Below are 23,162 nucleotides of genomic sequence, written 5' to 3'. Positions count from 1 at the left end.
GTATGTAAAGGATTTGGTTGCAATATTTAAAAAGTAAGCCTATTATGAAAATGATAATCATTTTCAATTAAAGAGAGGAGAATATAACAATGAGAAGACATCTTATTATTGGCATGCATATAGCTGTACATGGTAATCATGGTAAGAAGGGTGCATTACTTGATGAACATATTGCATTTGCACAGCGTGCTGAGGAAGCTAAATTAGATTTTTTATTTAAGGCTGATTATTTAGTAGCACATCCAGAATTAATGGCTAAAACAAAAGGAACGGTTGGCTTAGATCCTAGCTTTTTAATGGCAACGGTGGCACGAGAAACTAAGCAGATTGGTTTAGTGACTACCATCTCGACATCCTTTATACCACCATATTTGATTGCACGTCAATTGCAATCGTTGAATTGGATTAGTGAGGGACGAGTAGGCTGGAATATCGTCACTTCCATTGATGGGGCCAATAATTTCAGTAATGAACCTATGGCTTCATCAGAGGAGAGGTATGCTAAAGCCTCAGAATGTATAGAGGTCGTGAAACAGCTATGGCATAGTCATCCCTATGAAGTATTGGAAACAAATGGTGATTTAGAGAAAATAAATGAGCTTGTCAAGCCGATTGAGCATGAGGGTGAGTTTTTCCATATTAATGGCCCTTTAAATCTACCTATGCATCCAGCAGGTGATATACCATTCTTCCAAGCAGGTGCATCGGATGTAGGTCGTCAATTTGCGGCTACTGTTTCCAATGCGATTTTTGCAGCGACACCTGCTATGGAGGTGGGTGTTGAAATGCGTAATGACTTGCGTAAACGCGCGGTTGAGGTTGGTCGTTCAGCCGATGATATTCGGTTATTACCAGGGCTCTATTTCTTTATAGGCGATACATATGAGGAAGCACTCGAAATGTACCGTCAAGCACATGCACATTTAACACTTGAGCGTCGCTATAGTGCTCTAGAATCAGTGATAGGCATGGATATTCGTCATTTGGCACTGCAAGATCAGATAACGGCTGATATGCTGCCGCCAAAAGATCAAAAAGTACGTAGTAAAACACATGCCGATTTGGTGCGTCGTTATATTATCGACAATGAACCAACTGTTGAGGTATTGCTTGCACGTCCAGAAGTAATTGGCTCAGCTCACCTTGTGGCAATCGGCACGCCACAGGACATTGTCAATCAAATCATTACTTTTTATGAGGAGGGTGCATTGGATGGCTTTATTGCTGTACCAGGTGGACCTCCGAAATCTTTAGATTTATTCTTTAGTGATGTGATCCCTATGCTAGTAGAGCGGGGGCTATTCCGTGCTGAATATGAAGGGAGCACATTACGTTCCCATTTAGGTCTAGATGTACTATTACCCAATTAATAGATGAAAAAGGTGATGTCAACGGCAGAAACAGTCATTTTGAAAGGCGAGGGGTTGATTTCTGTTCCGCCAGCGTCCTTTCCAGGGGCGTCCGATAAGCCGCTGCTCCAATCCACCATGTGGTAAAAGGATAGACTCTTATTTTCGATGTGGAGAAGTGATGAGTGACAACACCAGTAGTGAATACCTTCACTTTATTTGAAAAACTTTGCTAACAAGAAATATTTTTATAGAGTGGAAGGCTACTTGACTCCCGTGGGATAGCAAGACAGGCGAGCCTCTAAACGGAGCGGCTCGGCGCTCGCCCACAGGAAAGCAAGTAGCCTGCAACGGAAATCCTTTTTCACCTTTCACAAAAATTCTATGGATCGTTTTGTTTTTCAACACTATGAAAGGGCAAAGATATAAACTTTGCCCTTTCATGTTGCTAGAAACTCATTCGAATATTTATGGGGTAAAGATATGGTGATTCAGGCTGTTCAATTGTTACCCAATCATCAATATGAATAACGGGTAGGCTTGCACCCTCATAAGTTGTTTGACCGATTGTACCGATTACCTCAATCCATGTATCCTCTTTGATAGTTGGAACCTCAGGAAATTCTGTCAAAAAGCCTACGATACTTGCATCAGCAACACAATGGGTAATAAGGAATCTGGAAACCACTAGTTGCTTTTCTGTAAAGCTATCTTCTTTCAAAACAAAGCCTTTTAACTGGATTTGCTTCCCTAAATAGTTTGCTAGATGTTGATGCATGTCCTCGTAATAAATCGTATAATCCTCATCTGTCATTTTCAGCATAGTTTGTTGAGATAGCTGTTGCTTTAATTGTTCATATTGCTTTTTTGTCATTTCCTGCTTTTCCTCCATTAGTTTAGGGTCAGGATCATGCTCGTCATAGATATTTTCATCAATCGTTTCATTTGAAGTGAGGTAATCCTCAATTTTGGATGGTTGACTTTGCTGAGTGAGAAAGAAGGCCCCACCCTTTTTATCAGCGATTGCAGCATCTAAAATTTTGGCAGGCACGAAGAAGCCCGTCAAAATCGGTGTCATAATAATAAGATAGGCTAGCCATTTTTTGCGTGTAAAGACTGAATGACCATGGTCATGATGTGAACAGCAAGCATGTCCACTGTCGTCGCAATGATGGGTCGTCTGGGTAAATGATATGACTCTTGTTAGCTGAACAAGAAACAGTATAAAAAATAAAATGGCAGCTGTTTGGCTAAGGCTTTCATATTTGGGGTTAATGAATTTTGTTAGTTCCCCGGTCCAATGCAGGCTCGCAATCATAGCTGAGAAAGCAAGTAGAATAAGGGCTCTTAGCGCTTGCTGAACGTGAAATTTCATGGTTTTCCCCCTTAGAGATACGGTGAAAGAATCCATATACTAATATAGACAATGATAGCCACTAAGGCGGCTAACCAGAAGACAAATTTGAAGCGAAATACGCTCATTAACATAATGGTATTTTTCAAGTCAATCATGGGACCAAAAACAAGAAATGCAAGAATGGATGGGGTTGAGAAAGTAGCACTAAAGGATGCCCCAATAAAGGCATCTGCCTCCGAGCAAAGTGAAAGAATAAAGGCTAAGCCCATCATGACCAAAATAGAGGAGGATACGCCATCTCCAATTTCTACGAGTGTTTTGGTAGATACATAGGTTTGGACAAAAGCAGCTAAAAATGCCCCAATAATTAAGTATTTGCCCATATCAAAAAATTCATCAATGGCATGTTTGAACATATTGAATAGTTTTGTGACAAAGGATGTTGGTTGGTTAGCTGTTGCCAATGAATGAGGTTGTAAGGAGCTTTTAAATTGTGACCCTTTAAAAAACAAGCTAATGAGTAATGCTACGACAATAGCGATAACAAAACCTAGCAGCATTCGTAAGCTGGCTATTTTCAAATCATTTCCAAATGCCATATAGGTAGAGAGAATAACGATTGGATTAATGAGTGGGCCAGTTAACATAAAGCCTATAGCTGCATGTATCGGTACACCTTTGGCAATCAATCTTCTCACAATAGGCACGATTCCACATTCGCAGGCTGGAAATAATGCGCCTACAAGACAGCTCATGACAACGGCCATTACCGCATTTTGAGGAATCCACCTTTGAATATGTTCCTCTGTGATAAAAATCTGAATAAAGCCCGCAATGATGATACCAATTAACACAAACGGTAATGCCTCAATTAAAATACTTAAAAAAATAGTATGCAGACTGAGTAAAGAGGAACTTAAATCACTTAATGCTGAGATATTGAATAACAGGAATGGTAGCAAGCTTCCTAATAGCATGAAGATGAACCAAAAATTCAATACATATCTTGATAGATGGAGACGTTCCACATGTACCTCCTTAAAGTGTAATGATTACGTTTTAAAATATGCAAGTGGTACTGCAAGTATGACTTTTACTATGTAAAAAGAAAGTAAAAGCTGGTCACGAACATTCTTTTACTTTCTTTATTATTGATGGACATCCTTATTTCTATATTGCTTAGGGGTGATACCTGTAAATTTCTTGAAAACTTTAATAAAATAGCTTTGATCTGTGAAATTAAGTAATGAACCAATGTCTAAAATGGGGTAGCTTGTATAGGTTAATAGCTTTTTTGCCTCTTCAATCCTTTGTTGCTGAATATATTCACTAAAGGAAATCCCTACTTCCTTTTTAAATAAGGAAGAAAGATAATTGGGGCTTAAGTGGCAAATTGCTGAAAGTTGATTGAGTGTTATTTCACTATATAGTTGATTTTCGATCGAATGGATGCAGGTTGTAATGGGTGCTGAATATTTGTTTTGCTTAGCTTGTGACACACGATGTGTAAAATCATAAATGGCTTCCTCCATTAACGAAAGAATGTCGATTAAGCTGCTTTGATCCTCAAGTTTTTGAATGTAAAAATCACTTAATGTAAAGGCTGTTTCTTCATTTAATCCACCTTCAATAGCAGCACGACAAATTAGTGCAATTCCTGTAATCATCAAATATTGTACACTTCTTAAATGATTGTGCTTTGAAAGCACTCCAAGTTGTGCTTGTCCGACAATGGAATAGTTCAAGACTTCGTTTAATTTCTCCATCCGCCCATTTTTCACATTGTCTAACAATATTTTTTCATAGTAAAGATTTGTATGCACACTATCTTTTCTTCTTGCATAGGAAAGTTCAAGCGCAGTATGTCCCTCATGACGAATAAGGGGCTTTAACGCGTGGTTGTGGTGAATCACAGCTGTTTTAGATATTTTTTTTTGGTAGATTGAATAATAAACAAATAAACTGATGGCTAAGCATTGCTGATAATGGAGAGTAGGAAACAAATCAGGCTCATGATAAATAGTTGATTTTATAGTGTCTTCTATTACTGGTGAAAGGGACGGCCCAACTACAAGCGCCCCTAAATATTGATTGTCTACTGTTAAGTTAATATAAAAATAATTGCATTCAGCTATAGAGAAAAAAATAGGATAGCTATTTGAAGCCGTATGATATGGGTATGTTTTTAGCTGTTCCTTTAGAGAAATATAGGATGGATTACTGGTATATTCTGCTGATGAATATTCAAAAACTACTTCTCCCGCTACATTAATATAAGAGACAGGGAGATGATGTATTTCAGAAATTAGTTGACTTATATATTGAAGATCGATAGTGGATATTTTCACATTTCTGCACCCCCGTTCGTAATAATACTATCAAAATGAAAGCAGTTTCAATTTTTATTGTATAGACAATGAGAAAGTACTATTTTGTGTAAAATAATACAATAAAAAAGAGAGAAGTAGCAATAAAATAGACAATGACTTCAAAATGTTAGGGAGGAATAGAAGATGGATCTTTTGAATAAAATTGCAGTTGTAACAGGTGCTGGAAGCGGTATTGGAAGAGCCAGCAGTTTGAAGCTTGCTAGCAATGGTGCAAAAGTGGTAGTCGTTGATTTCAACAAAGCAACAGGGGAAGAGACATTAAGCTTGATTAAAAAGCAAGGTGGAGAAGGTATCTTCGTTCAGGCAGATGTTTCGAGAAACGAAGATGTTCAAAAATATGTAAATGTTGCTGTTGATACTTATGGACGCATTGATATATTTTTCAATAATGCAGGAGTTATTCAAAAAATTTCTCCATTAACAGAGATTGAGGATGTAGAGTATGAACGTATTATGGCTATCAATGTGAAAGGTGTATTCCTTGGCTTAAAATATGTTTTAAAGGTAATGGAAGAACAAGGTAGCGGCTCTATTATTAATACGGCTTCAACAGCTGGAATTCGTAGTGAGCATAGTATGGCTGTTTACTCTGCAAGTAAGCATGCAGTAGTAGGTTTAACAAAAGCAGCTTCTTTAGAGTATGTAAAAAAGGGGATTCGAATCAACGGAATTTGTCCAGGAGGCGTAGAGACAGCATTAACAAACAGTGTAACAACTATGTTTGAAACAGGTGGCTATATTCCAGAAGAAATTCCAAATATGAGAATGGGACGCTATGCAAAACCAGAGGAACTGGCTGAAATGGTTGTTTTCCTAGCATCAGACAAAGCAAGCTATATGACAGGCTCAATCGTGGTAGTTGATGGCGGCTTAACTTTATAATAAAAAGAGGAAATCCAGTGAACATTATTCACTGGATTTCATGTTGTTGAAAAAAGGTAATGTCAACGGCATAATAAGCAATTTTGTAAGGCGAGGGGTTGATTTCCGTTCCACCAGCGTCCTTTCCAGGGGGCGTCCGATGAGCCACTTCACTTACTGCGTTCGTTCCAGGGTCTCCTCTGTGACGCTGGATCCACTCCAATCAACCATTCTGCAAAAGTGTCTTTTCCTGAACAAAATAGCCCATTATTTATATTATAAGAGAGGATAGCCTCTCTTACTTTCAATGTGGAGAAGTGATGTGTGACAACACCCCTCCATAAAAGAGTAGTGAATACCTTCACTTTTTTGCTAAAAAGTGAACATTTTTATTTTATGGATTGGAGTGGAAGGCTACTTGACTCCTGTAGGATAGCGAGACAGGCGTGCCCCTGCACGGTAGCAGAGGAAGCGGCTCGGCGCTCGCCCACAGGAAAGCAAGTAGCCTACAACAGAAATCCTTTTTTACCTTTCACATAAATTCTATGGGTGGTTTTGTTTTTCAACACTAAGAAATCCAGTGAACATTCATTCACTGGATTTTGTTTGGCAAAGATATTATAAGGTGAATTTTTTCAGCTCATGCATCAATGTATCTGTCATACCTTGCAGATCGTCAATTTTAGCGCTAATTTTTTGGAAGGCAAGTAACTGATCCTGTGTCGAAGCTGAAATTTCTTCTGTACCTGCTGCTGTTTCTTCTGTAATAGCTGAAATATTTTCTATCGTACTATTCACTTGCTGGCTCATTTCATTCGTTTGAACCATTTCCTTTGTAAGGCTTTGTAAATCATGATGAATGTCTGCGATATGTGTCGCAATGACAGCAAATGATTGTTCCGTTTCTACCATTGAATGGGACTGTTCATTTGAAAGCTGATATCCTCGCTCAGCCGTAGTAAGAATATGTGAGATGCCATCCTGTATATGTGTGACCATAGAAGTAATTAAATTCGTTGCATTCTCCGTTTCAGAAGAAAGCTTTTTCACTTCCTCTGCGACAATGGCAAACCCCTTACCGGCTTCTCCAGCACGGGCAGCCTCAATGGCAGCGTTTAAAGCTAATAGATTTGTTTGGCTAGCAATAGTGTGGACAGCATTGGCCGCTCCTTCAATTTCTGAAGTGAATTGCGAAAATTGCGTAACAGCCTCTTTAATATCAAGTGATGTCGTCGAAATATCTTTTGCAATGGTTGATTGTTTTTCTAATGAATATTGACCATTTTGAACAGCCTCTAATGCCTGTTTACCATTGTTAGCGGATTGCTCACTTGTTTGCATAACCCCCTTAAATTGGTCGGTCATATTATTCATAAGGATGGCCACAGATTGAATATCTTCTGACATCGTATAGCTACCTTTTGCTAATTCGTCAGTAGATGTGGCGATTTGATTACTGCTTTCATGAATATTTCTCATATGGCTTGTCACATCTTGTGTGAATACGTTAACATCCTTACCGATATGATCGATGGATTGTACAGTACTTTTCAAATTATTCATCATCTGTGAAAAGCTTTCCGATAGTTGATCAATCTCGTATCGACTGTTTGGTTGATAGGAGAGTGTAGAGGTATCTATAGTTAAATCTCCTGTAGCTGCCCCCTGTGCACACTCTACAATCTGATTAATCGGTTTGGTAATTCTTTTTGCTGCCACATAGGAATAAATAATCGTTGCCAAAATTAATAGCACACTGCCGATGATTGTAGTGGTTGTAATAAAACCAATTTTTTGCTTTGTCACTTGTATCATCTCTTGATACCATTCGTTCGTTTCTTTTTTGAGCAAATGCATATCGTTTAAAATACCTTTAATTCGGATAGATTGCTTTTTTATTTCAGAGCGGTTGTTTTCTTGAAAGCCGCTTTCTGTAGCTTTTTCTAGGTCATCAAATTTATCAGAAATTTTGTCGATAATCTGTTGATGGTCAGGTATTCTTGTGAGAGCAGCCAATGCTTCTAAATTGCTTTTTGTTTCTTGTAAAATAGCAAGTGCTTCATTTTTATTCGCTTCACTATCTAAATAGGTATAATTATTTAATGATTGGCTGGCCACAACCAAACTTTGCTCCAGCTCTTTCACTGCAAGCAAAAGTTTCGTGTCATCCTGTGCGGTTGTTTGGATATTAAATGTTTGAATGATAATAAAGCCAATCATAGCCATAGCCAGTACGATTGGGATGAGTGTATTCATAAATAATTTTTTACGTAATGTCACTGGCCATTCCCCTTTTCTGCAGTAACTTTTATCTTGCCCGAGATAATGGCTTCTTGTGCCTTTTCAATGGCAGCCTGTTGCTCTGATGTTAGTTGAATGACACGAATATCAGCTAGTCCCACACCTTGATCTGCTAGCCCTAATGCAAACGATTTTTGGGTAATTTTTCCGTCCTCTACTAATGTTTTAGCAAGTTGATAGACAGCAAGATCCACATTTTTTAGCATGGATGTGACAACCGTCTTTTCGGCAACAAAAAATTGATCGATATCAACACCCGCTGCATAAATCCCCATTTCCTCGGCCTTTTTAATGGCGCCGAAACCAGTAAAGCCAGCTGCATGATAAATAAAATCAACGTTATTTTTTATATATTGATCTGCTATTGCTGCACCAGCCTGCGTGTCATCAAAGGTACCCGCATATTCGCTCATAATGTCAATAGTTGGTTGTACATAACGAGCTCCTTCGATAAAGCCATTTTCAAAGTGATGAATAACAGGGGCATCTGCACCACCAATAAAGCCAATTTTCCCTGTCTTGCTTGTCATAGCAGCAACCATACCAACTAAAAAACTGCCTTCTTGTTCTTTAAAGGTAATCGAAATAATGTTGTCAACATCAGATTGCCCATCAATCAATATGAATTGTTGGTCGGGATATTGTTTCGCAGTTTTCTCTAGTGCTTCCTGTACAGAGAAACCAAGACCAATGATGATATCATATTTTTCTGCTACAAGCTCGTTCAGCTTGTCCTCATAATCACCATCAGGAGCCTCTTTGTAATCAAACAAAATGCCAAGCTCATCTCGAGCCTTTTCGAGCCCTTTAAAAGCTGAATCATTAAATGATTCATCGCCTAGTCCCGCGTCTGATAGTAAAACGCCTATCTTATATCCTTCAGTTGATGTCTCTGTCTGTGCGGATGAACAGCCTGTTAGCAATAGACCCATCAAAAGAAAAGTAATCATCAATTTCTTCAAAATGTTTGTACCTCCTGTTGTTTATAGCCTATATATCGGCAAAATGTGAATTTTTTTAGTCTGATGTCAGACTACAATGAAAATAAATTTTTATGTAGAGCATAAGAATAAATAGTCATTTCTATATACATAATAAGTTAATATTATAAACCTAGATGACTAATTAAGTAATATATTTATGAAGATTTCTACAGCAAGCTCTGTATGCCTAATCAATAATAAAGCCTAACGCAGATAGCGTTAGGCTTTCATGTTGTTGAAAAAAGGTAATGTCAACGGCATAATAAGCAATTTTGCAAGGCGAGGGGTTGATTTCCGTTCCGCCAGCGTCCTTTCCAGGGGGCGTCCGATGAGCCGCTTCACTCACTGCGTTCGCTCCAGGGTCTCCTCTGTGACGCTAAATCCCCTAGGAGTGACGCTGGTTCCACTCCAATCAACCATTCTGCAAAAGTGTCTTTTCCTGAACAAAATAGCCCATTATTTATATTATAAGAGAGGATAGCCTCTTACTTTCAATTTGGAGAAGTGATGTGTGACAACACCCCTCCACAAAAGAGTAGTGAATACCTTCACTTTTTTATGGATTGGAGTGGAAGGCTACTTGACTCCCGTGGGATAGCGAGACAGGCGAGCCTCTAAACGGAGTGGTAGCGGTAGAAGCGGCTCGGCGCTCGCCCACAGGAAAGCAAGTAGCCTGCAACGGAAATCCTTTTTCACCTTTCACATAAATTCTATGGATGGTTTTGTTTTTCAACACTATGAAAGCCTAACGCAGATAGCGTTAGGCTTTACTATATGTTCTAAACAGCTCCGAATAATTTTAATAGATTAATAATAATAATGCCGATAACACCGAAATCTGAATCGCCAAAGGTTGTGCCTTCATAGCCGATGTCGCCCATAAAGATTAGGAGTATGGCTGGAATAAAGCTAATTAATAGACCATTAGCAAAGGCCCCAGACATGGCACCGATTCTGCCGCCTGTAGCATTGCCAAAGACGCCAGCTGCAGCTCCCGTGAAGAAATGGGGAACGAGGCCAGGGACAATCACTTTTAAACCAATGAAGGGGAGGATAAACATAGAGACAAGTCCTGCTAAAAAACTAAAGATGAAACCAATGATGACAGCGTTTGGTGCAAAGGGGAAAATAGTTGGGCAATCTAGTGCTGGTTTTGTGTTTGGGACAAGCTTATCAGCAATGCCTTTAAAGGCTGGAATAATTTCAGCAATTAACATACGGACACCCGCCAAAATAATATAGACACCTGCAGCGAATGTGATCGCTTGCATAATAGCGAAAATAATAAAATTAGAGCCAGCTGATAATTGTGCCTCAATATAGGAGGGGCCTGCGAAAAGGGCAACAATGACAAAGAATACGCTCATTGTTAAAGAAATAGCGACAGAGGTATCTCGTAAAAAGCCTAATGATTTTGGAACCTGTATGTCCTCAGTTGATTTCGTTTTATTACCAAAGAGCTTACCAATCTTTGCAGAAACATAGTAGCCAACACTGCCGAAGTGACCTACAGCAAAATCATCACTACCTGTTATTTGCCGAACAGTGGGTTGTAAAATGGCAGGGAACACTACCATACAAAGACCAAGAATGATAGACCCTACGATAATAAGAGGTGTACCACTCATTCCACCAACTGACAATGAAGCCGCGATTAAACAAGCCATAAATAATGTATGATGCCCAGTTAAAAAGATATACTTTAATGGCGTAAATCGCGCAAATAATAGATTCATTATCATACCAAATACCATTATCAATGCTGTAGCTGTACCAAAATTAGTCTGAGCAGCTGCCACGATGGCCTCGTTGTTGGGAATGACTCCCTGTACTTGAAAGGCATGATCAAACATTTTACTAAAATGGTCTAACGAGCCAATCAAGACAGTGGCACCAGCACCAAGAATGACAAAGCCCATAATTGTTTTGAATGTACCTGAAAGAACAGTGGAGCTAGATTTTTTTTGAATGAGTAAACCAATAAAAGCGAATAGGCCGACTAGTATAGCTGGTGTTCCTAAAATGTCATGCATGATAACATCCAACATATCAACACCTCATCCTATCCAAATTTTCCGTACTTAAAGCAAAGGTTCTAGCTTTTCTTTTATTTCCACAATACTCATCATATTGACGATGCTCACAATGGTTCCATTGTCTTTCGCTAATTCATTCACAATGTCTGCTGCCCCTAAATAAATATCTGCTTTCTCCGCCTTTGCAGATGCTAAGTCTGTATGGGTTACCTCAGCATTTTTACCCAATGCCTCTAATGCCTTGTTTACATTCCATTCTAAAATCAAGCTACTACCTAAACCATTTCCACACACGACTAAAATTTTCATCCTGGTGACTCCTTTGTCGTATATTGTTTGATTTTTTCACAAATCATGTCTGCATGCTGACAGGCAATCAGGCCTTCAATATGGTCAGGGTCTTGTAACACTGCTGCCAAATCAGCTAACGCCTGTAGATGTGACGTATTGTCGATGGCAGCTAGCACAATTAGTAAGTAAACAGGCTGATTAGGGCTAAAAAAAACAGGCTGCTGTAACCGGAGCAAACTCATGGCAAGCTCATAAACACCATCAGATGGCCGTGCATGGGGAATGGCCACTTTTGGTGTAATGACGATGTAGGAGCCATATTGCTCAATAGATTGAATCATGGCTTCGACATAGCGTTGCTCAATTTTATTTTGCTGTACTAATGGTCTTGCAGCTAAATGAATCGCTTCTTGCCACGAATGGACAAAGTTTGCAAGCTGTATACAATCCTTTGTCAGAAGCCTAGTTAGCAAGGACAACCCTCCTTTCTTAAAAATATCCTCCCATTTCATGTTATTACGACTACCTGTGGAATTATGTCATAACAGGGGATATTTTTAATTGCTTTGCTACATCGTAAACCGAAGTTTTGACAAATTCATCAAGGGTATGATCTAAACGCGTTTTCGGATAAATCAACTGAATCTTTCTGTGAAGCGTCACATCATCTAAATCCTTCTTCATCAGTACACCCGATGTTAATTCCTCTTCTATTAAGGCAATAGATAGAAAAGCCACGTTTTTTCCAAAGGTCAGCATTTTTTTATGGTGCTCACAGAATCCAGCTCAATCGTATAAGTAGAAGGCTGGAAAGAGTCCATCCACTTCTCAATGAAGTGATTAGTGGAGCTAGAAGAGGTATGCAATAAAAGCTTATTTTTAAGAATATCTTCTTTGGTGCTGTCCTATTTAGTCGCTAGTTTGTGTGAAGGGCTAAATGCCAAAACAAGTGCATCTTCCCCAATTGTTTAATAATGCAGGAAGGGATTTTCCTGTTGGGTCTCTATGATAAGCCCGAAATCGAATTCTTGAAGTGCTCCTTTTTTTTCAATTTCAGGTGCTGTTTTTACGTCTAATGAAATGCGGATATCTGGTAAGCTGTTGAAACTTGATGAATTAAATCTGGCATAAAAATATGAGCAGGTAAGCCACTTGCCCCAAAACATATCGTGATATACGCCTTCTCCTGCCAACGAAAGGTGTTTTGATTTTATTTGTCCCTTCAGTATGAAGACAGCTATATCGAGAAGAGATCTATTTTTATGTTACTATTTTTGAATAGTGAAGAGTGATTTTATGGTAATTAAGAGGAGGATATAATATGGTGCAAACAGTTATTTTAGAAGGATTTGAAAATCGTCAACTTATTACGACACAATCAAAAGTAGAGCCATATAATATGTATATTATGAGTAGAGATATAAGTGAAAGTTGGAGCTATTTAACTGGTTATTATGAAGGTATTGTTCGCTATAATTATCAACTTAATCAAGTTGATCAATTGCTAATTCCGAATGGATTTCAGTTATCAAGTAATTCTTTTTATAATGAATATTTTTATTGCAGCAGATTGATGTGGGAAGGAAAAACTGCAAATTTAATATTAAACCAAATTGATTGCAAAAACCTAATTTTAAAAGATTCAATAACATTAAAAATAGAGGATAATAGTTCCAATCCTGAGAATTCTTCTTTATCTGAAACAGAGCTGTATGGCTTGGGAGAAAGATATTTAGTTGTATGTGTACCACAGATAGAATCGCAAAAATTTACTAGGCACTCAAATTGTATTCTCGTAGATTTTTTAGAAAATAAGTATTACTCAATACCTGAAAAAATAGGACAGGATGATACCTTTTTAAATGTTAATAACATAAAAGTAATTGATAAAAAAAATAAAAAATTCGTTTATTTTACAACTGGCTCATTATCCTACAGTAATAAAAAAAATGCATGGAATCATAGGGAAAAGGAAAATTCAAATTTTACTGAGAGCATTGTAATCATTGACTATAATTTATTTATAGAACAAATAAAAAATGATTTGCCAATTTCAGAGACTTGTATAGTAGATCAATGTGATAATAGTGAAAGCTTTGTATTGGAAAATAATAAAAACGAATGTGTTTATTGGTATAAACATAATCTTAGAGATGAAACATATATTTTGAAAATGTTTAATCCATTCAGTGAAAATTATCTAGAAAGAATTATTGATGGGAAGTATGATGTCATCTATTTCTTTAATGATGATTTATATGGAGTAAAAGAAAGCGAACATACACAAGTATTATATGATGCCAGTAATAATAAGGAGTTATATACAGTAGGAAATTCATGTTATTTCTATTATGGAAACAAAGAATGGATTGTTTTCTTTGAAACGCCAACTAATAGTTTTAATATGAAATGGATTGTTTATGATTTAATTCATAACAAAGAAGTTGCTTCAATTGAAAGCCCTCATCCAACAGTAGATTATATTAAAGAAAATAATACGATTATATTTATAAAATAATTGCCTCTCCTCTTTTTGCTTGGGGTATGGTAGCAGGGAGTACGAAGGGAGCCTATCATACTTTTGTCTCTTACGATACGGTTGATGCGAGTGCTGCCCAAAAATTGATTCTCGAAAATTCGGCAAAGAAAATTGTAAATTGGCATTCAGAAGCATGGTATAAAAATACGTTAGCTCAGGTAGTAGAATATGGATCTGCTAATGCCATAACTTATAAAGAAGCTTTCTAGGGCAAGAAGCGGATATTGAGGTGTGGCAGTACAAAGGAGACATTATGGTGGAGCTTTCTACAAAAGCAGATAATGCCAACCAAGCGGCTGTTATCGAAAAGCAATGGTATGAGCAGCTATTATCTGCAGGCTACTTAAGTATAGATCAGCGTGGAAAAACCGCATTTGTCATGAATAAATAAGTAAGAACATAATAAATTCGCAGCATTTTGAAACAATGAGAAAGATTTTGTATGCTCATTGATAGAAATGAGGCGAATTTTTCTTTTGTGAATTGAGATATTAAAAAAGTAGGTCTATGTTGTTCTAACTTTGATATTTTGGCTTACACTTACTATAGGACGAACTTTGGATGATATGAGGGGGAATTAACATAGCGAAGAAAATGGGCATTGTTACGCTGCTATTATTCGGTGTTTACGTGCTTTGTATGTACTGGTATATATTCCATAGCGGCGGAGGAAAAATACCTAGTGCTTTACAAGGAACGGTGGCAGATCCAGTAATGTTTATGTCTGGTAAGGAGCTTTTTTTAAGTGGTGAATATTCAAAAATACGGAATTTTTTATTCTTTGTAGCGACTCCTTTGGAATGGCTTATTTACTTTTTGATTTTATTATTGGGCATCTCCCGTTATTTTGAAAAAGTGACGACCTCCCAAACGAAGTGGAAGCTATTGCAAAATGCAGGCTACCTATTCCTGCTATCCCTATTGCTCTATATTGTTTTATTCCCGCTTGATTATTATCGCTATTACCTCAGCAAAAGCTATGGCATCAGTACGCAAGCATTTGCGTCTTGGATGAAAGATGGTGTTATTGATTTTTGGGTGAACTTTGGGATGAGCTTCATCATTGTGACGGTTATTTATTGGCTCATTAAAAAGAGCGAGAAACGGTGGTGGCTTTACGCTTGGCTATTAACCATCCCCTTTACAATCTTTGTGATGTTCATCCAGCCAGTTGTCATTGATCCTTTGTACAATGATTTTTATCCGTTAAAAAATAAAGAGCTGGAAACGAAGATACTCTCAATTGCTGAGCAGGCGAATATACCAGCAGAGCATGTTTATGAGGTCAATATGGCACAAAAGACCAACTCCTTAAATGCTTATGTGACAGGGATTGGTAGCAATTCGAGAATTGTACTGTGGGATACCACATTAAATAGACTGACGGACAATGAAATTTTATTTATCATGGCACATGAGATGGGCCATTATGTAGAAAAGCATATTTATTTTGGCATTGCAGGTTATTTATTGCTTACGTTGGTGGGGTTATGGTTTACAGCGAAGGTTATGCGACGTTTGGTTGGACGCTATGGACAGGTACTGAAAATCAATAAAGTTGGCAGCATTAGCTCATATCCATTATTTTTGCTCATTACCTCTATATTGTTATTTGCCTCTAATCCAGTGTCGAACTTCATCTCAAGATATCAGGAGACAAGAGCAGATCAGTATGCAATTAACCTCATGAATGATCGTGAAGCGGCCGTAACAGCTTTTCAAAAACTAACGATTTCAGGATTAAGTGAGGTCAACCCTCCGCTTCTTGTTAAATGGTTCCGCTATACACATCCGCCGATGCTAGAGCGTATTTATAAGGTGGCCGATACAGGTGATCACAAACAGACTGCCCCTTTAAAGGAAGAACAGAAGAAAAAGTAGGAATATAGGTTTTTCATCAGCAGAAATTGGGTAATCTATGAGAAAGATATATCAAAATTTGGTCGTTGATTGATAGGGGATATCATTATGCGTAATGTGATTATAATTACTCTTTCTTCCATTTTAGTGGCCTTTGCCTATAATTATTTATTAATTCCCCATGAAATCTTGAGTGGTGGATTGAGTGGTATCGCCATCATGCTTGGCATTATTACCCCTTGGAATACAGGGGTATTAAATTTACTGCTTAATTTGCCTTTACTGATTTTAGGTGTGATGAAGCTTGGTAAGCGATTTATCAGCTATACGATTCTTTCTGTAGCCGTTTTGTCAGTGAGTTTATATGTTATTCCAATTCACAAGGCAACACAAGATCCTATCCTTGCATCCCTATTTGGAGGAGTTATTGTAGGCTTTGCGATGGGTATGATTTTTCGTGCAGCAGGCTCCTCTGGGGGCTTTGATATTATTGCCATGCTACTAAGTCGTAAACGAGATTTTCCACTCGGTACATTAATTGCTGCTATGAATGGTGTTGTAGTGGCAGCTTCTGGCTTTGTCTTTAGCTGGGACGCGGCATTATTAACGCTTGTTTCCATTTATGCAACAGGAAAAGTGGTAGATACGATTCATACAAGCCATATTAAATTAACGTTGATGATTATTACGAGTAAAGGGGAAGAAGTCAAGCAGCAGCTGTTGCAAAAACTTCATCGTGGTGTAACGATTATCGATGCGAAGGGAGCCTACTCTGGTGAAGGACGAAAAGTGTTAATCACTGTCATTACGCGTTATCAACTCGCGGATGTAAAAAGTACGATTAAGGAAACCGATCCAAAGTCGTTTGTGAATATCCTACAGACAACAGAGGTTATGGGCATGTTTGATCGAAGTACGAACTAAATAAGGCTAGTCCCTACACACGTTTTAGGTTATACTAACCATAATCGAACGTGTGTTTTATTTTGTGTCGAAAGGGGAAGAAATAGATGGAAAAAGAAATGATTCATGCTCATTGTCTACAACTACAGGGAACGATTTATGACTATAAGGAGGAATGGCAAGCAGACCGCTATCATATTGGTGGGAAAATGTATGCCATGATTGGGGGAAATGCTACAGGTAAGCCTGTATTAACGTTAAAATGCGAACCTGCACGAGCAGAGGAATTACGAGAATCCTTTGTCAGTATTATACCTGGCTACTATATGAATAAAACGCATTGGAACTCCATTTATATGGATGCTGAAGATGTCCCGATGGATTTGGTAGAAAAGCTTATTCAACATTCCTATGAGCTTGTTTTCAGTAAATTAACGAAAAAAGCACAGCAGGAAATTCAGTTGTTAGAAGTGACAAAATAAACAAAGAAAGTTAAACTGTCTCAATCCAACTGAAAATGCTATAGGGTGGAGAAAATAGATGAGAAAATTCTTGTTATTAGCAATAGTCACTTTAAGCGCTTTATTATTGTTAGGAGGCTATCGTTTAACTGCATTAAGCGCTGCAAAAGCAAATTTTTTTATGACACCTGAGTATAAGAATGTTGAAAAGATTCAAGAAGGACACGATATTTTTTATTTGTTTAAGCGTGATAAAAAAGAAATCTATCAAACTGTTTTGGTACAAAAAAACGCATTTCTATATAAAAGGGTTTATGCTACGGGTATCTCCTCCACGAATGATTCTTTAGAGACAATAGGAGGCATGAGCTATCGTTTGAATCATGAAGGAACTTTGTTTGTTGTATTATCTCATGATGAAAATGTTTCCTATATAACAATTAACTCAAAGCAAGGAATTATCAAAAAATCCATTGAACATAGTAAACTAGTTTCGTTTTATATACCTTCTGCGCAGCAAATTGATTTATTAGAAGCTGTTGCTTATGATAAGCACGATCGCCCAATCTATTATTATGGCTATGATGATGCTGATAATTTAAGATGGAATCGTGTGGATGAATAAAAAATAGCTGAGGGAACTGTTAAATTTTCATTTGCTTGATCCCACAGCTATCTATTGGATAAATCCTAAGAATTATACCCACGCTCACCATAAGGATTTAGCGTGTCGAGCCATTTTTGCTCTAGCTTTTCAAGCTCTTTTTTGGCATCGAAATAGCCATCTTCTTTTTTCTTTAAATATTCAACGATTTTCACCTCAAAAGCATCTTGACCAAATGAATTGTAGTCCGCTTGAAGCTCCTTATTCGTATGTGTATTCGTTTTGAGCATAAACTGAAAACCATTTAAACGTTTTAAATTATTAAAGCTCCCCACAAACACTTTCCCAGTTTCTGTATTAGTCATCGTAAAAACGCCCGCTTCAATTTTCATGTCCTTATACATCTCTTTTAACTCTTTTTTATGATCCATTTCAAAAACCTGCCTTCTTATTTTTTAACCCAGTAAGCGCTACCGTCAGCTTTGCGGTCCAGAAAACCGTATTCAATTAAGTAGCGACGTATATGAACGTAGTCTTCATACATCGGTTTGATGATTTCATTTAATTCTTTTTCTGTATATTGTTTTTCTTTGTCAAAAAGCATTGTAATGGCACGAAGTACTATAATTTTTTGTTTTTCACGCTTAGGAAAACGAACTAGCTCCTTGCCAACACCATGTGGAAATAATTTCGCCAATAATTGCTGTTCTTCTGAGAGAGTGACATTATAGCGATCGTCAACCATTGTAGCTGTTTTATGAATAGACACAAATGGTTCCTCCTTTCGATCTTGTTCCTTCAATAATTCCATCATTACCAACAATGTTTTGGCTTGGCGTTCCTTTTCCTTTAAAGCAAAACGATGATGGCGAATGGTCGTGGCACTACCAATCTCTAATTCCTCTTTTATTTCCTGATCTGATCTACCTTCATAAAATAAGCGTAAAATATGGCTTTGATGTTCTGTTAAGCCTGTCATTTTTTTATTGAGACCGTTTAAATAATGAAAAACAGATTGATGTGTCATTGTCATATGCTGCTGCATCATTTTTTCGGCTTCATACAATAAGCCTTCATAAGGATAAATGATTCCTTTCTCTACTTTTTCACCGCACAGAAGGCAGGTGAAATGTGTTCCCTCATTGGTATAACCCTTTTTGAGGTCATCGATAGGAGCTTGCCAAAATAGTTCATTTACATCCATAGGGGAATCCTCCATAAATACAAACAATATTTATTTTTGTTTATTAATTTATATTTAAAATAACAAATTGTTTGTTTAAATGCAATAAAAAACACATCGTTTCCTAAACGATGTGTAAATCTGTTAGCTAAAATTTATTTATATTTTCTTTTAAATAACATCATAGATGCTAGCGCAAGTATGACGATTGTACAAACGATAATGATGAGGCTAGTCGAAGTGCTGAGTATTTTTCCATGAAGCTCATAGACAATGCCATAATTGATTTTATAGTCTTCCACATAGGAAGCAGGCACACCTTCAAAAACATCGCCAATAGAGCTATCCATAAATGCATTGCGTAACAGTAATGTTGTATGACTAATGGGGAAATACATGATTAAATTTTGAGCAAAGCCTGGTAGAGCACCAAGAGGTACATAGACACCACATAAAAAGCCGAGTACTGTCCCGACGATTGTGCCGAGTGTTGAAAAAGCATTTTGCGTGGACACAAATAATGACAGAAATAAATTAAAGACACTTGCTAGCAGGACAGATAAAAACAAAATGCCGAGTACATGAACAAAATCCCCAAAGCTTAGGAGCTTACCACCTGTTGCTACAAGAAAGATTTCACAGCCGATGAGTGCGATAAAGGAAAAAATACTACCGATGATAAACGCATTGATGACATAGCTTAGCTGAATCGTTGAACGGGAAAGGGGAGCTGTTAAAAAATCTGCTTGTGCTTTTGACTCCTGATCCTTAACGGCAATGCCATATGCACAGAGTGTAGTAGAAACAGCAATCATGGACAGTAATCCTGCTACAAGCCATTCATTGACCATCGTCATTAATTCTGGTGTTGCTTCTGTTAGTCGTTCAATGGCATCTACCTGCATTTTTTGGAGAAAGACAGCGTACAGCACAATGACAATAATGACTGACAGTAGGGAGAAGAATACCTGCGTTTTATCTCTTCTAAATACTTTATTATTCCGCTGAACTAGACTAATTAATGCTTCCACTACGCGATCTCCTCCTCTGCCATAATATGAAGAAAGACATCATCCATCGATCCTTTAATGACCTCAAAGGAAGCAATGAGTTTCTCTGCTTGTTTTAATAGGGTCAGCGCATGTAGAGTAGAGGATAAACGAATAGTATATATCCCTTGTTTCTCTGTATAAGAGAGCGCATTTTCCTCTAGCCACCTTACACCTTTCAATGGATTGTGAAAAACGAGAGCCATTGAATCATAGGCATATTTTGTTTTCAGCGCATCGGGTGTACCCTGCGCGACAATTGTCCCTTGCTTTAAGACAAGGACTTGATGGGCTACTGCTGCTTCCTCCATATAATGAGTTGTTAAAAAAACGGTCATATTAGTTTCCTGTTGAAGCTGCTTGATAGCCTGCCAAACGAATTGTCGTGTTTGTGGATCTAAACCCGTTGTAGGCTCATCTAGAAATAAAACACTAGGGCGATGAATAAGTGCACGAGCGATATCTGCTCGTCTTTTTTGTCCACCAGATAATGTTCCGTATTTTTGCTTTTCAATATCATCTAAATGCAAATAGGTGGAGACAAATTGATAATTTTCTGTGAGCTGTGTTTTTGATAAACCATATGTTTGACCACGATGCAGGATATTTTCGCGCACAGTTAATCGTTCATCTAATATACTTTGCTGGAAAACGACACCGATGGATTTGCGAATATCTCCATTATCATTGCTTGCGTCAAGAGTGAAACCATTAATGGTTACTTGACCGCTTGATTTTTTTAATAATGTACAAAGTATTTCAATGGTAGTAGATTTACCAGCACCATTTGCCCCTAAAAAAGCAAATAGAGTGCCTTGTTCAACTGTAAAAGAAATGCCTTTGACAGCTTGCTGTTCGCCATAGTGTTTACATAAATTCTCAACTTCTATTGCAATGGTCATCTTTGTTAATCCTTTCTTTTTTGAATTTCTCGATTCATTTTTTCAATATCCCTTATTTGAAAAACATATATAATACACCAAACAATGGAATAAATGATGGCTTCCGATAGCAACACATATTTCACACCTGAATGCTCAAACCAATTCCCGAAGTAGCCTGCCGTTAATACACATGCTGTGACAGCTATTAAATGTAAAAGTAGCTGAATCGTAAAAGGTATTGGCTCGATATCAAAAATGGCGGAAAATAGTCCAATCGCAATACCAAGAAGGGTAGCAATGATAATCTCCTCCAGTAATTCTGCTCCTGACATAACCGCATTGTTTGAAAGGACGCTTAATGTGACTAAGATGTAAGAAGAGCTAAGGGAAATGAGTAGTCCAATAATCATCATGCGTAAATACTTCATGCTATAGATCCCTCCCAATACCTAAATGTCGCTTTAATTCTTTTAAGTATTTTCGACTGACATGAATGGCTACTTCATTTTCGAGTAATAGTTGTGTAGTGCCGATTTTGCCCATTTGAATAGAGGCGATTTTATGGATATTGACAAGTGTAGATTTGCTCACGCGTACAAAATCTTTGGCTAGCTGTGCCTCTAGCTCATATAATTTTCGCTTTGACTCAAACTCTTGCTCATCCGTTTGTAAAAATACTTTGGCACCCTCCGCGTAAATGGAATAAATATCAGAAATTTTTAATAGATGAATTTCTTGTTGGAAATACCCGTCTAGCATCGTCGTTTGGGATGCTTGAAGCTGTTTCATCAATCTTTCAATTTGCTCATTATATTCGTTGGCATGAATATGAACCTCTGTTTCTTCAAGTTCATGATTGATGGTTAAATGAATTTTCATAGGAGGCCTCCTTTTAAAACACTGAATCAGGTATTACTAATGTAGCATAGAAAATTTTAACAAGGATAAAATCTTCGATAAGAGGTTTTATTTTATAGATAACGGGTTCTTTTTAAGCGATACAGTTCACAAGTCGGCCCGGTAGAAAAAAAGATACTTAAACGTCATAATAGGCTTATCGAGTTGAAGGGGTTGCTACCATGTTTGTTTTTGATAAGCATATGTTCATCACATTATGCATTGGTTTAATAGGTGCTGTGATTTTTCAATTTTTACATATACCGATGCCTTGGTTGCTAGGTGCGATTACAGCGGTGCTCATCGTGCAGCTGTCAACCAACGTACAATTGAAATGGCATCATTCTTTTCGTAATATTGGTTTAATCGTAGCGGGGTATTCCATTGGCTATGCTTTTACACCAGAGGCTGTTCAGGATATTAAGCTTTTTTTAGGGAGCATGGTCATTTTAAATATATTATTTATTTTGCTATTTTTCGCTGTTAGTTTTCTTGTAGCAAAGCGCACCGATTTGGATTTTGCGACTGCCTTGACGTGCTGTGTCCCTGGTGGCATGTCACAGGTTGTGGCATTTGCTGAAGAACAAGAGGAGATGGATATGGTAGTTATTACGTTCTTTCAAATCCTTCGTGTCCTTTTAATCGTCGGCTTTGTTCCTTTAATGGTAGCAGGCGCTGGTAGTAGCAGTTCTATGATCGATGGAATGTATACATGGAATCTTGTTGGTATACTTGTGGTATGTGGTGTAGCAGGGTGGCTAGCTCAAAAGTTAAAAATTCCAACAGGCTATATGCTTGGACCAGTGTTTTTACTAATGGGTATTAATATGGCAGGGGTAGAGGTACCCAAGCTACCATTATCATTACTGCATATTGCTCAACTCATGCTAGGAATTTATATCGGCTTATTGTTGAAAAAAGAGGATCTCCATTTATCGAAGAAGCATATTTTTTATGCATTTGTCTCAGCAGGTATTTTTATCGGAGCAGCTTATGGTCTAACATTTGTGATGACAGTGTTGTACAGTCTCGACTTTAGGACAGGCTTTTTAAGCATTGTACCTGGGGGACTTGATCAAATGGGAATTATCGCCGCTTCTGTACATGCAAACGTGGCAATCGTGACGGCTTTTCAGCTATTCCGTGTACTAGTGGTCTCGATCTTCCTTGTGCCCGTGGTAAAAGTGTTTGTGAAAAAAGTGAAAACATGAGGG

At 37.7% G+C, this 23,162-nt stretch carries 26 protein-coding genes; 10 read left to right on the top strand and 16 right to left on the bottom strand.

The genetic code is table 11. The features are described from left to right. Positions 1–83: 83 nt before the first annotated feature. Positions 84–1,370: an NtaA/DmoA family FMN-dependent monooxygenase gene (locus tag CRI88_RS01310; protein ID WP_369802718.1), complete on the top strand. Its 1,287-nt coding sequence runs from the start codon at positions 84–86 to the stop codon at positions 1,368–1,370. Between the two features lie 427 nt (positions 1,371–1,797). Here CRI88_RS01310 and CRI88_RS01300 read toward each other — a convergent pair whose 3' ends face one another. The 3 genes from CRI88_RS01300 to CRI88_RS01290 form a co-directional block, all read right to left on the bottom strand. Next, positions 1,798–2,724: a TIGR03943 family putative permease subunit gene (locus CRI88_RS01300; protein WP_036127048.1), complete on the bottom strand. Its 927-nt coding sequence runs from the start codon at positions 2,722–2,724 to the stop codon at positions 1,798–1,800. Positions 2,725–2,735: 11 nt separating this feature from the next. Then, the gene (locus CRI88_RS01295; RefSeq protein ID WP_101966345.1) at positions 2,736–3,734 is read right to left on the bottom strand and encodes a permease; all 999 of its coding nucleotides are present in this window, start codon (positions 3,732–3,734) and stop codon (positions 2,736–2,738) included. 120 nt (positions 3,735–3,854) lie between these two features. Then, positions 3,855–5,054, bottom strand: coding sequence for a helix-turn-helix domain-containing protein (locus tag CRI88_RS01290; RefSeq protein WP_180957766.1), 1,200 nt, complete (start codon positions 5,052–5,054; stop codon positions 3,855–3,857). Between the two features lie 165 nt (positions 5,055–5,219). On the opposite strand from CRI88_RS01290, the gene CRI88_RS01285 reads away from it, so the two are divergent. Further along, positions 5,220–5,978, top strand: coding sequence for an SDR family NAD(P)-dependent oxidoreductase (locus CRI88_RS01285; RefSeq protein WP_036127043.1), 759 nt, complete (start codon positions 5,220–5,222; stop codon positions 5,976–5,978). 597 nt (positions 5,979–6,575) lie between these two features. On the opposite strand, the gene CRI88_RS01280 is transcribed toward CRI88_RS01285, so the two are convergent. The 7 genes from CRI88_RS01280 to CRI88_RS22685 all read right to left on the bottom strand — a co-directional run bounded on the left by CRI88_RS01280 (position 6,576) and on the right by CRI88_RS22685 (position 12,734). Then, positions 6,576–8,237 (bottom strand): methyl-accepting chemotaxis protein, encoded by a 1,662-nt coding sequence (locus tag CRI88_RS01280; protein WP_036117349.1) that lies wholly within the window; start codon positions 8,235–8,237, stop codon positions 6,576–6,578. After that, positions 8,234–9,220 carry a BMP family lipoprotein gene (locus tag CRI88_RS01275; RefSeq protein WP_058843790.1) on the bottom strand — a complete coding sequence of 329 codons (987 nt, stop codon included), beginning with the start codon at positions 9,218–9,220 and terminating at the stop codon, positions 8,234–8,236. The genes CRI88_RS01280 and CRI88_RS01275 overlap by 4 nt, the downstream gene beginning before the upstream one ends. An 800-nt stretch (positions 9,221–10,020) precedes the next feature. Next, the gene (locus tag CRI88_RS01270) at positions 10,021–11,289 is read right to left on the bottom strand and encodes a PTS ascorbate transporter subunit IIC (protein WP_036127027.1); all 1,269 of its coding nucleotides are present in this window, start codon (positions 11,287–11,289) and stop codon (positions 10,021–10,023) included. 33 nt (positions 11,290–11,322) lie between these two features. After that, positions 11,323–11,586 (bottom strand): PTS sugar transporter subunit IIB, encoded by a 264-nt coding sequence (locus tag CRI88_RS01265; RefSeq protein ID WP_058844267.1) that lies wholly within the window; start codon positions 11,584–11,586, stop codon positions 11,323–11,325. Continuing rightward, on the bottom strand, positions 11,583–12,041 hold the full coding sequence (locus tag CRI88_RS01260) for a PTS sugar transporter subunit IIA (protein ID WP_058844268.1): 459 nt from the start codon (positions 12,039–12,041) through the stop codon (positions 11,583–11,585). The genes CRI88_RS01265 and CRI88_RS01260 overlap by 4 nt, the downstream gene beginning before the upstream one ends. A 61-nt stretch (positions 12,042–12,102) precedes the next feature. Further along, on the bottom strand, positions 12,103–12,306 hold the full coding sequence (locus CRI88_RS22690; protein WP_257982860.1) for a hypothetical protein: 204 nt from the start codon (positions 12,304–12,306) through the stop codon (positions 12,103–12,105). Between the two features lie 230 nt (positions 12,307–12,536). Next, positions 12,537–12,734, bottom strand: a complete 198-nt coding sequence (locus CRI88_RS22685; protein WP_257982859.1) for a hypothetical protein — start codon at positions 12,732–12,734, stop codon at positions 12,537–12,539. A 155-nt stretch (positions 12,735–12,889) separates the two neighbouring features. Between CRI88_RS22685 and CRI88_RS01250 the strand changes: the two genes are divergently transcribed. From CRI88_RS01250 to CRI88_RS01225, 7 genes are all read left to right on the top strand, one after another. Then, a complete protein-coding gene (locus tag CRI88_RS01250) occupies positions 12,890–14,086 on the top strand; it encodes a hypothetical protein (RefSeq protein ID WP_058844269.1) in 1,197 nt (398 codons plus the stop codon). A gap of 26 nt (positions 14,087–14,112) precedes the next feature. Further along, the gene (locus CRI88_RS22680; protein WP_231745051.1) at positions 14,113–14,316 is read left to right on the top strand and encodes a hypothetical protein; all 204 of its coding nucleotides are present in this window, start codon (positions 14,113–14,115) and stop codon (positions 14,314–14,316) included. A gap of 20 nt (positions 14,317–14,336) precedes the next feature. After that, positions 14,337–14,498 carry a hypothetical protein gene (locus CRI88_RS22675; protein WP_249649171.1) on the top strand — a complete coding sequence of 54 codons (162 nt, stop codon included), beginning with the start codon at positions 14,337–14,339 and terminating at the stop codon, positions 14,496–14,498. 191 nt (positions 14,499–14,689) lie between these two features. Further along, positions 14,690–15,988 (top strand): M48 family metallopeptidase, encoded by a 1,299-nt coding sequence (locus CRI88_RS01240; RefSeq protein ID WP_308302772.1) that lies wholly within the window; start codon positions 14,690–14,692, stop codon positions 15,986–15,988. A gap of 87 nt (positions 15,989–16,075) precedes the next feature. Next, positions 16,076–16,891 carry a YitT family protein gene (locus CRI88_RS01235; protein ID WP_036127018.1) on the top strand — a complete coding sequence of 272 codons (816 nt, stop codon included), beginning with the start codon at positions 16,076–16,078 and terminating at the stop codon, positions 16,889–16,891. An 86-nt stretch (positions 16,892–16,977) separates the two neighbouring features. Next, positions 16,978–17,352 (top strand): MmcQ/YjbR family DNA-binding protein, encoded by a 375-nt coding sequence (locus tag CRI88_RS01230; RefSeq protein WP_101966343.1) that lies wholly within the window; start codon positions 16,978–16,980, stop codon positions 17,350–17,352. Positions 17,353–17,410: 58 nt separating this feature from the next. Continuing rightward, complete coding sequence (locus CRI88_RS01225; RefSeq protein WP_101966342.1) at positions 17,411–17,956, top strand: hypothetical protein; 546 nt, start codon at positions 17,411–17,413, stop codon at positions 17,954–17,956. 65 nt (positions 17,957–18,021) lie between these two features. On the opposite strand, the gene CRI88_RS01220 is transcribed toward CRI88_RS01225, so the two are convergent. The 6 genes from CRI88_RS01220 to CRI88_RS01195 form a co-directional block, all read right to left on the bottom strand. After that, positions 18,022–18,366 (bottom strand): GIY-YIG nuclease family protein, encoded by a 345-nt coding sequence (locus tag CRI88_RS01220; RefSeq protein ID WP_058844272.1) that lies wholly within the window; start codon positions 18,364–18,366, stop codon positions 18,022–18,024. Between the two features lie 17 nt (positions 18,367–18,383). Continuing rightward, positions 18,384–19,139 (bottom strand): DUF2087 domain-containing protein, encoded by a 756-nt coding sequence (locus CRI88_RS01215; protein ID WP_036127011.1) that lies wholly within the window; start codon positions 19,137–19,139, stop codon positions 18,384–18,386. A 134-nt stretch (positions 19,140–19,273) separates the two neighbouring features. Next, on the bottom strand, positions 19,274–20,149 hold the full coding sequence (locus CRI88_RS01210; RefSeq protein ID WP_058844273.1) for an ABC transporter permease: 876 nt from the start codon (positions 20,147–20,149) through the stop codon (positions 19,274–19,276). Continuing rightward, positions 20,149–21,069, bottom strand: coding sequence for an ABC transporter ATP-binding protein (locus CRI88_RS01205; RefSeq protein WP_036127007.1), 921 nt, complete (start codon positions 21,067–21,069; stop codon positions 20,149–20,151). Before CRI88_RS01205 ends, CRI88_RS01210 begins: the two co-directional genes overlap by 1 nt. Before the next feature lie 5 nt (positions 21,070–21,074). Continuing rightward, positions 21,075–21,479 (bottom strand): DUF3021 domain-containing protein, encoded by a 405-nt coding sequence (locus tag CRI88_RS01200; RefSeq protein WP_036127006.1) that lies wholly within the window; start codon positions 21,477–21,479, stop codon positions 21,075–21,077. A gap of 1 nt (position 21,480) precedes the next feature. Then, positions 21,481–21,930: a LytTR family DNA-binding domain-containing protein gene (locus tag CRI88_RS01195; protein ID WP_058844274.1), complete on the bottom strand. Its 450-nt coding sequence runs from the start codon at positions 21,928–21,930 to the stop codon at positions 21,481–21,483. Between the two features lie 200 nt (positions 21,931–22,130). Between CRI88_RS01195 and CRI88_RS01190 the strand changes: the two genes are divergently transcribed. Then, a complete protein-coding gene (locus tag CRI88_RS01190) occupies positions 22,131–23,159 on the top strand; it encodes an AbrB family transcriptional regulator (RefSeq protein ID WP_089933301.1) in 1,029 nt (342 codons plus the stop codon). The last annotated feature ends 3 nt before the right edge of the window (positions 23,160–23,162 follow it).

It is taken from the genome of Lysinibacillus fusiformis (assembly GCF_002845985.1).
Classification (GTDB): Bacteria; Bacillota; Bacilli; order Bacillales_A; family Planococcaceae; genus Lysinibacillus; species Lysinibacillus fusiformis_D.
The sequence above is the reverse complement of the archived record's forward strand: the minus strand, read 5'-3'. Positions and strand labels throughout refer to the sequence as shown.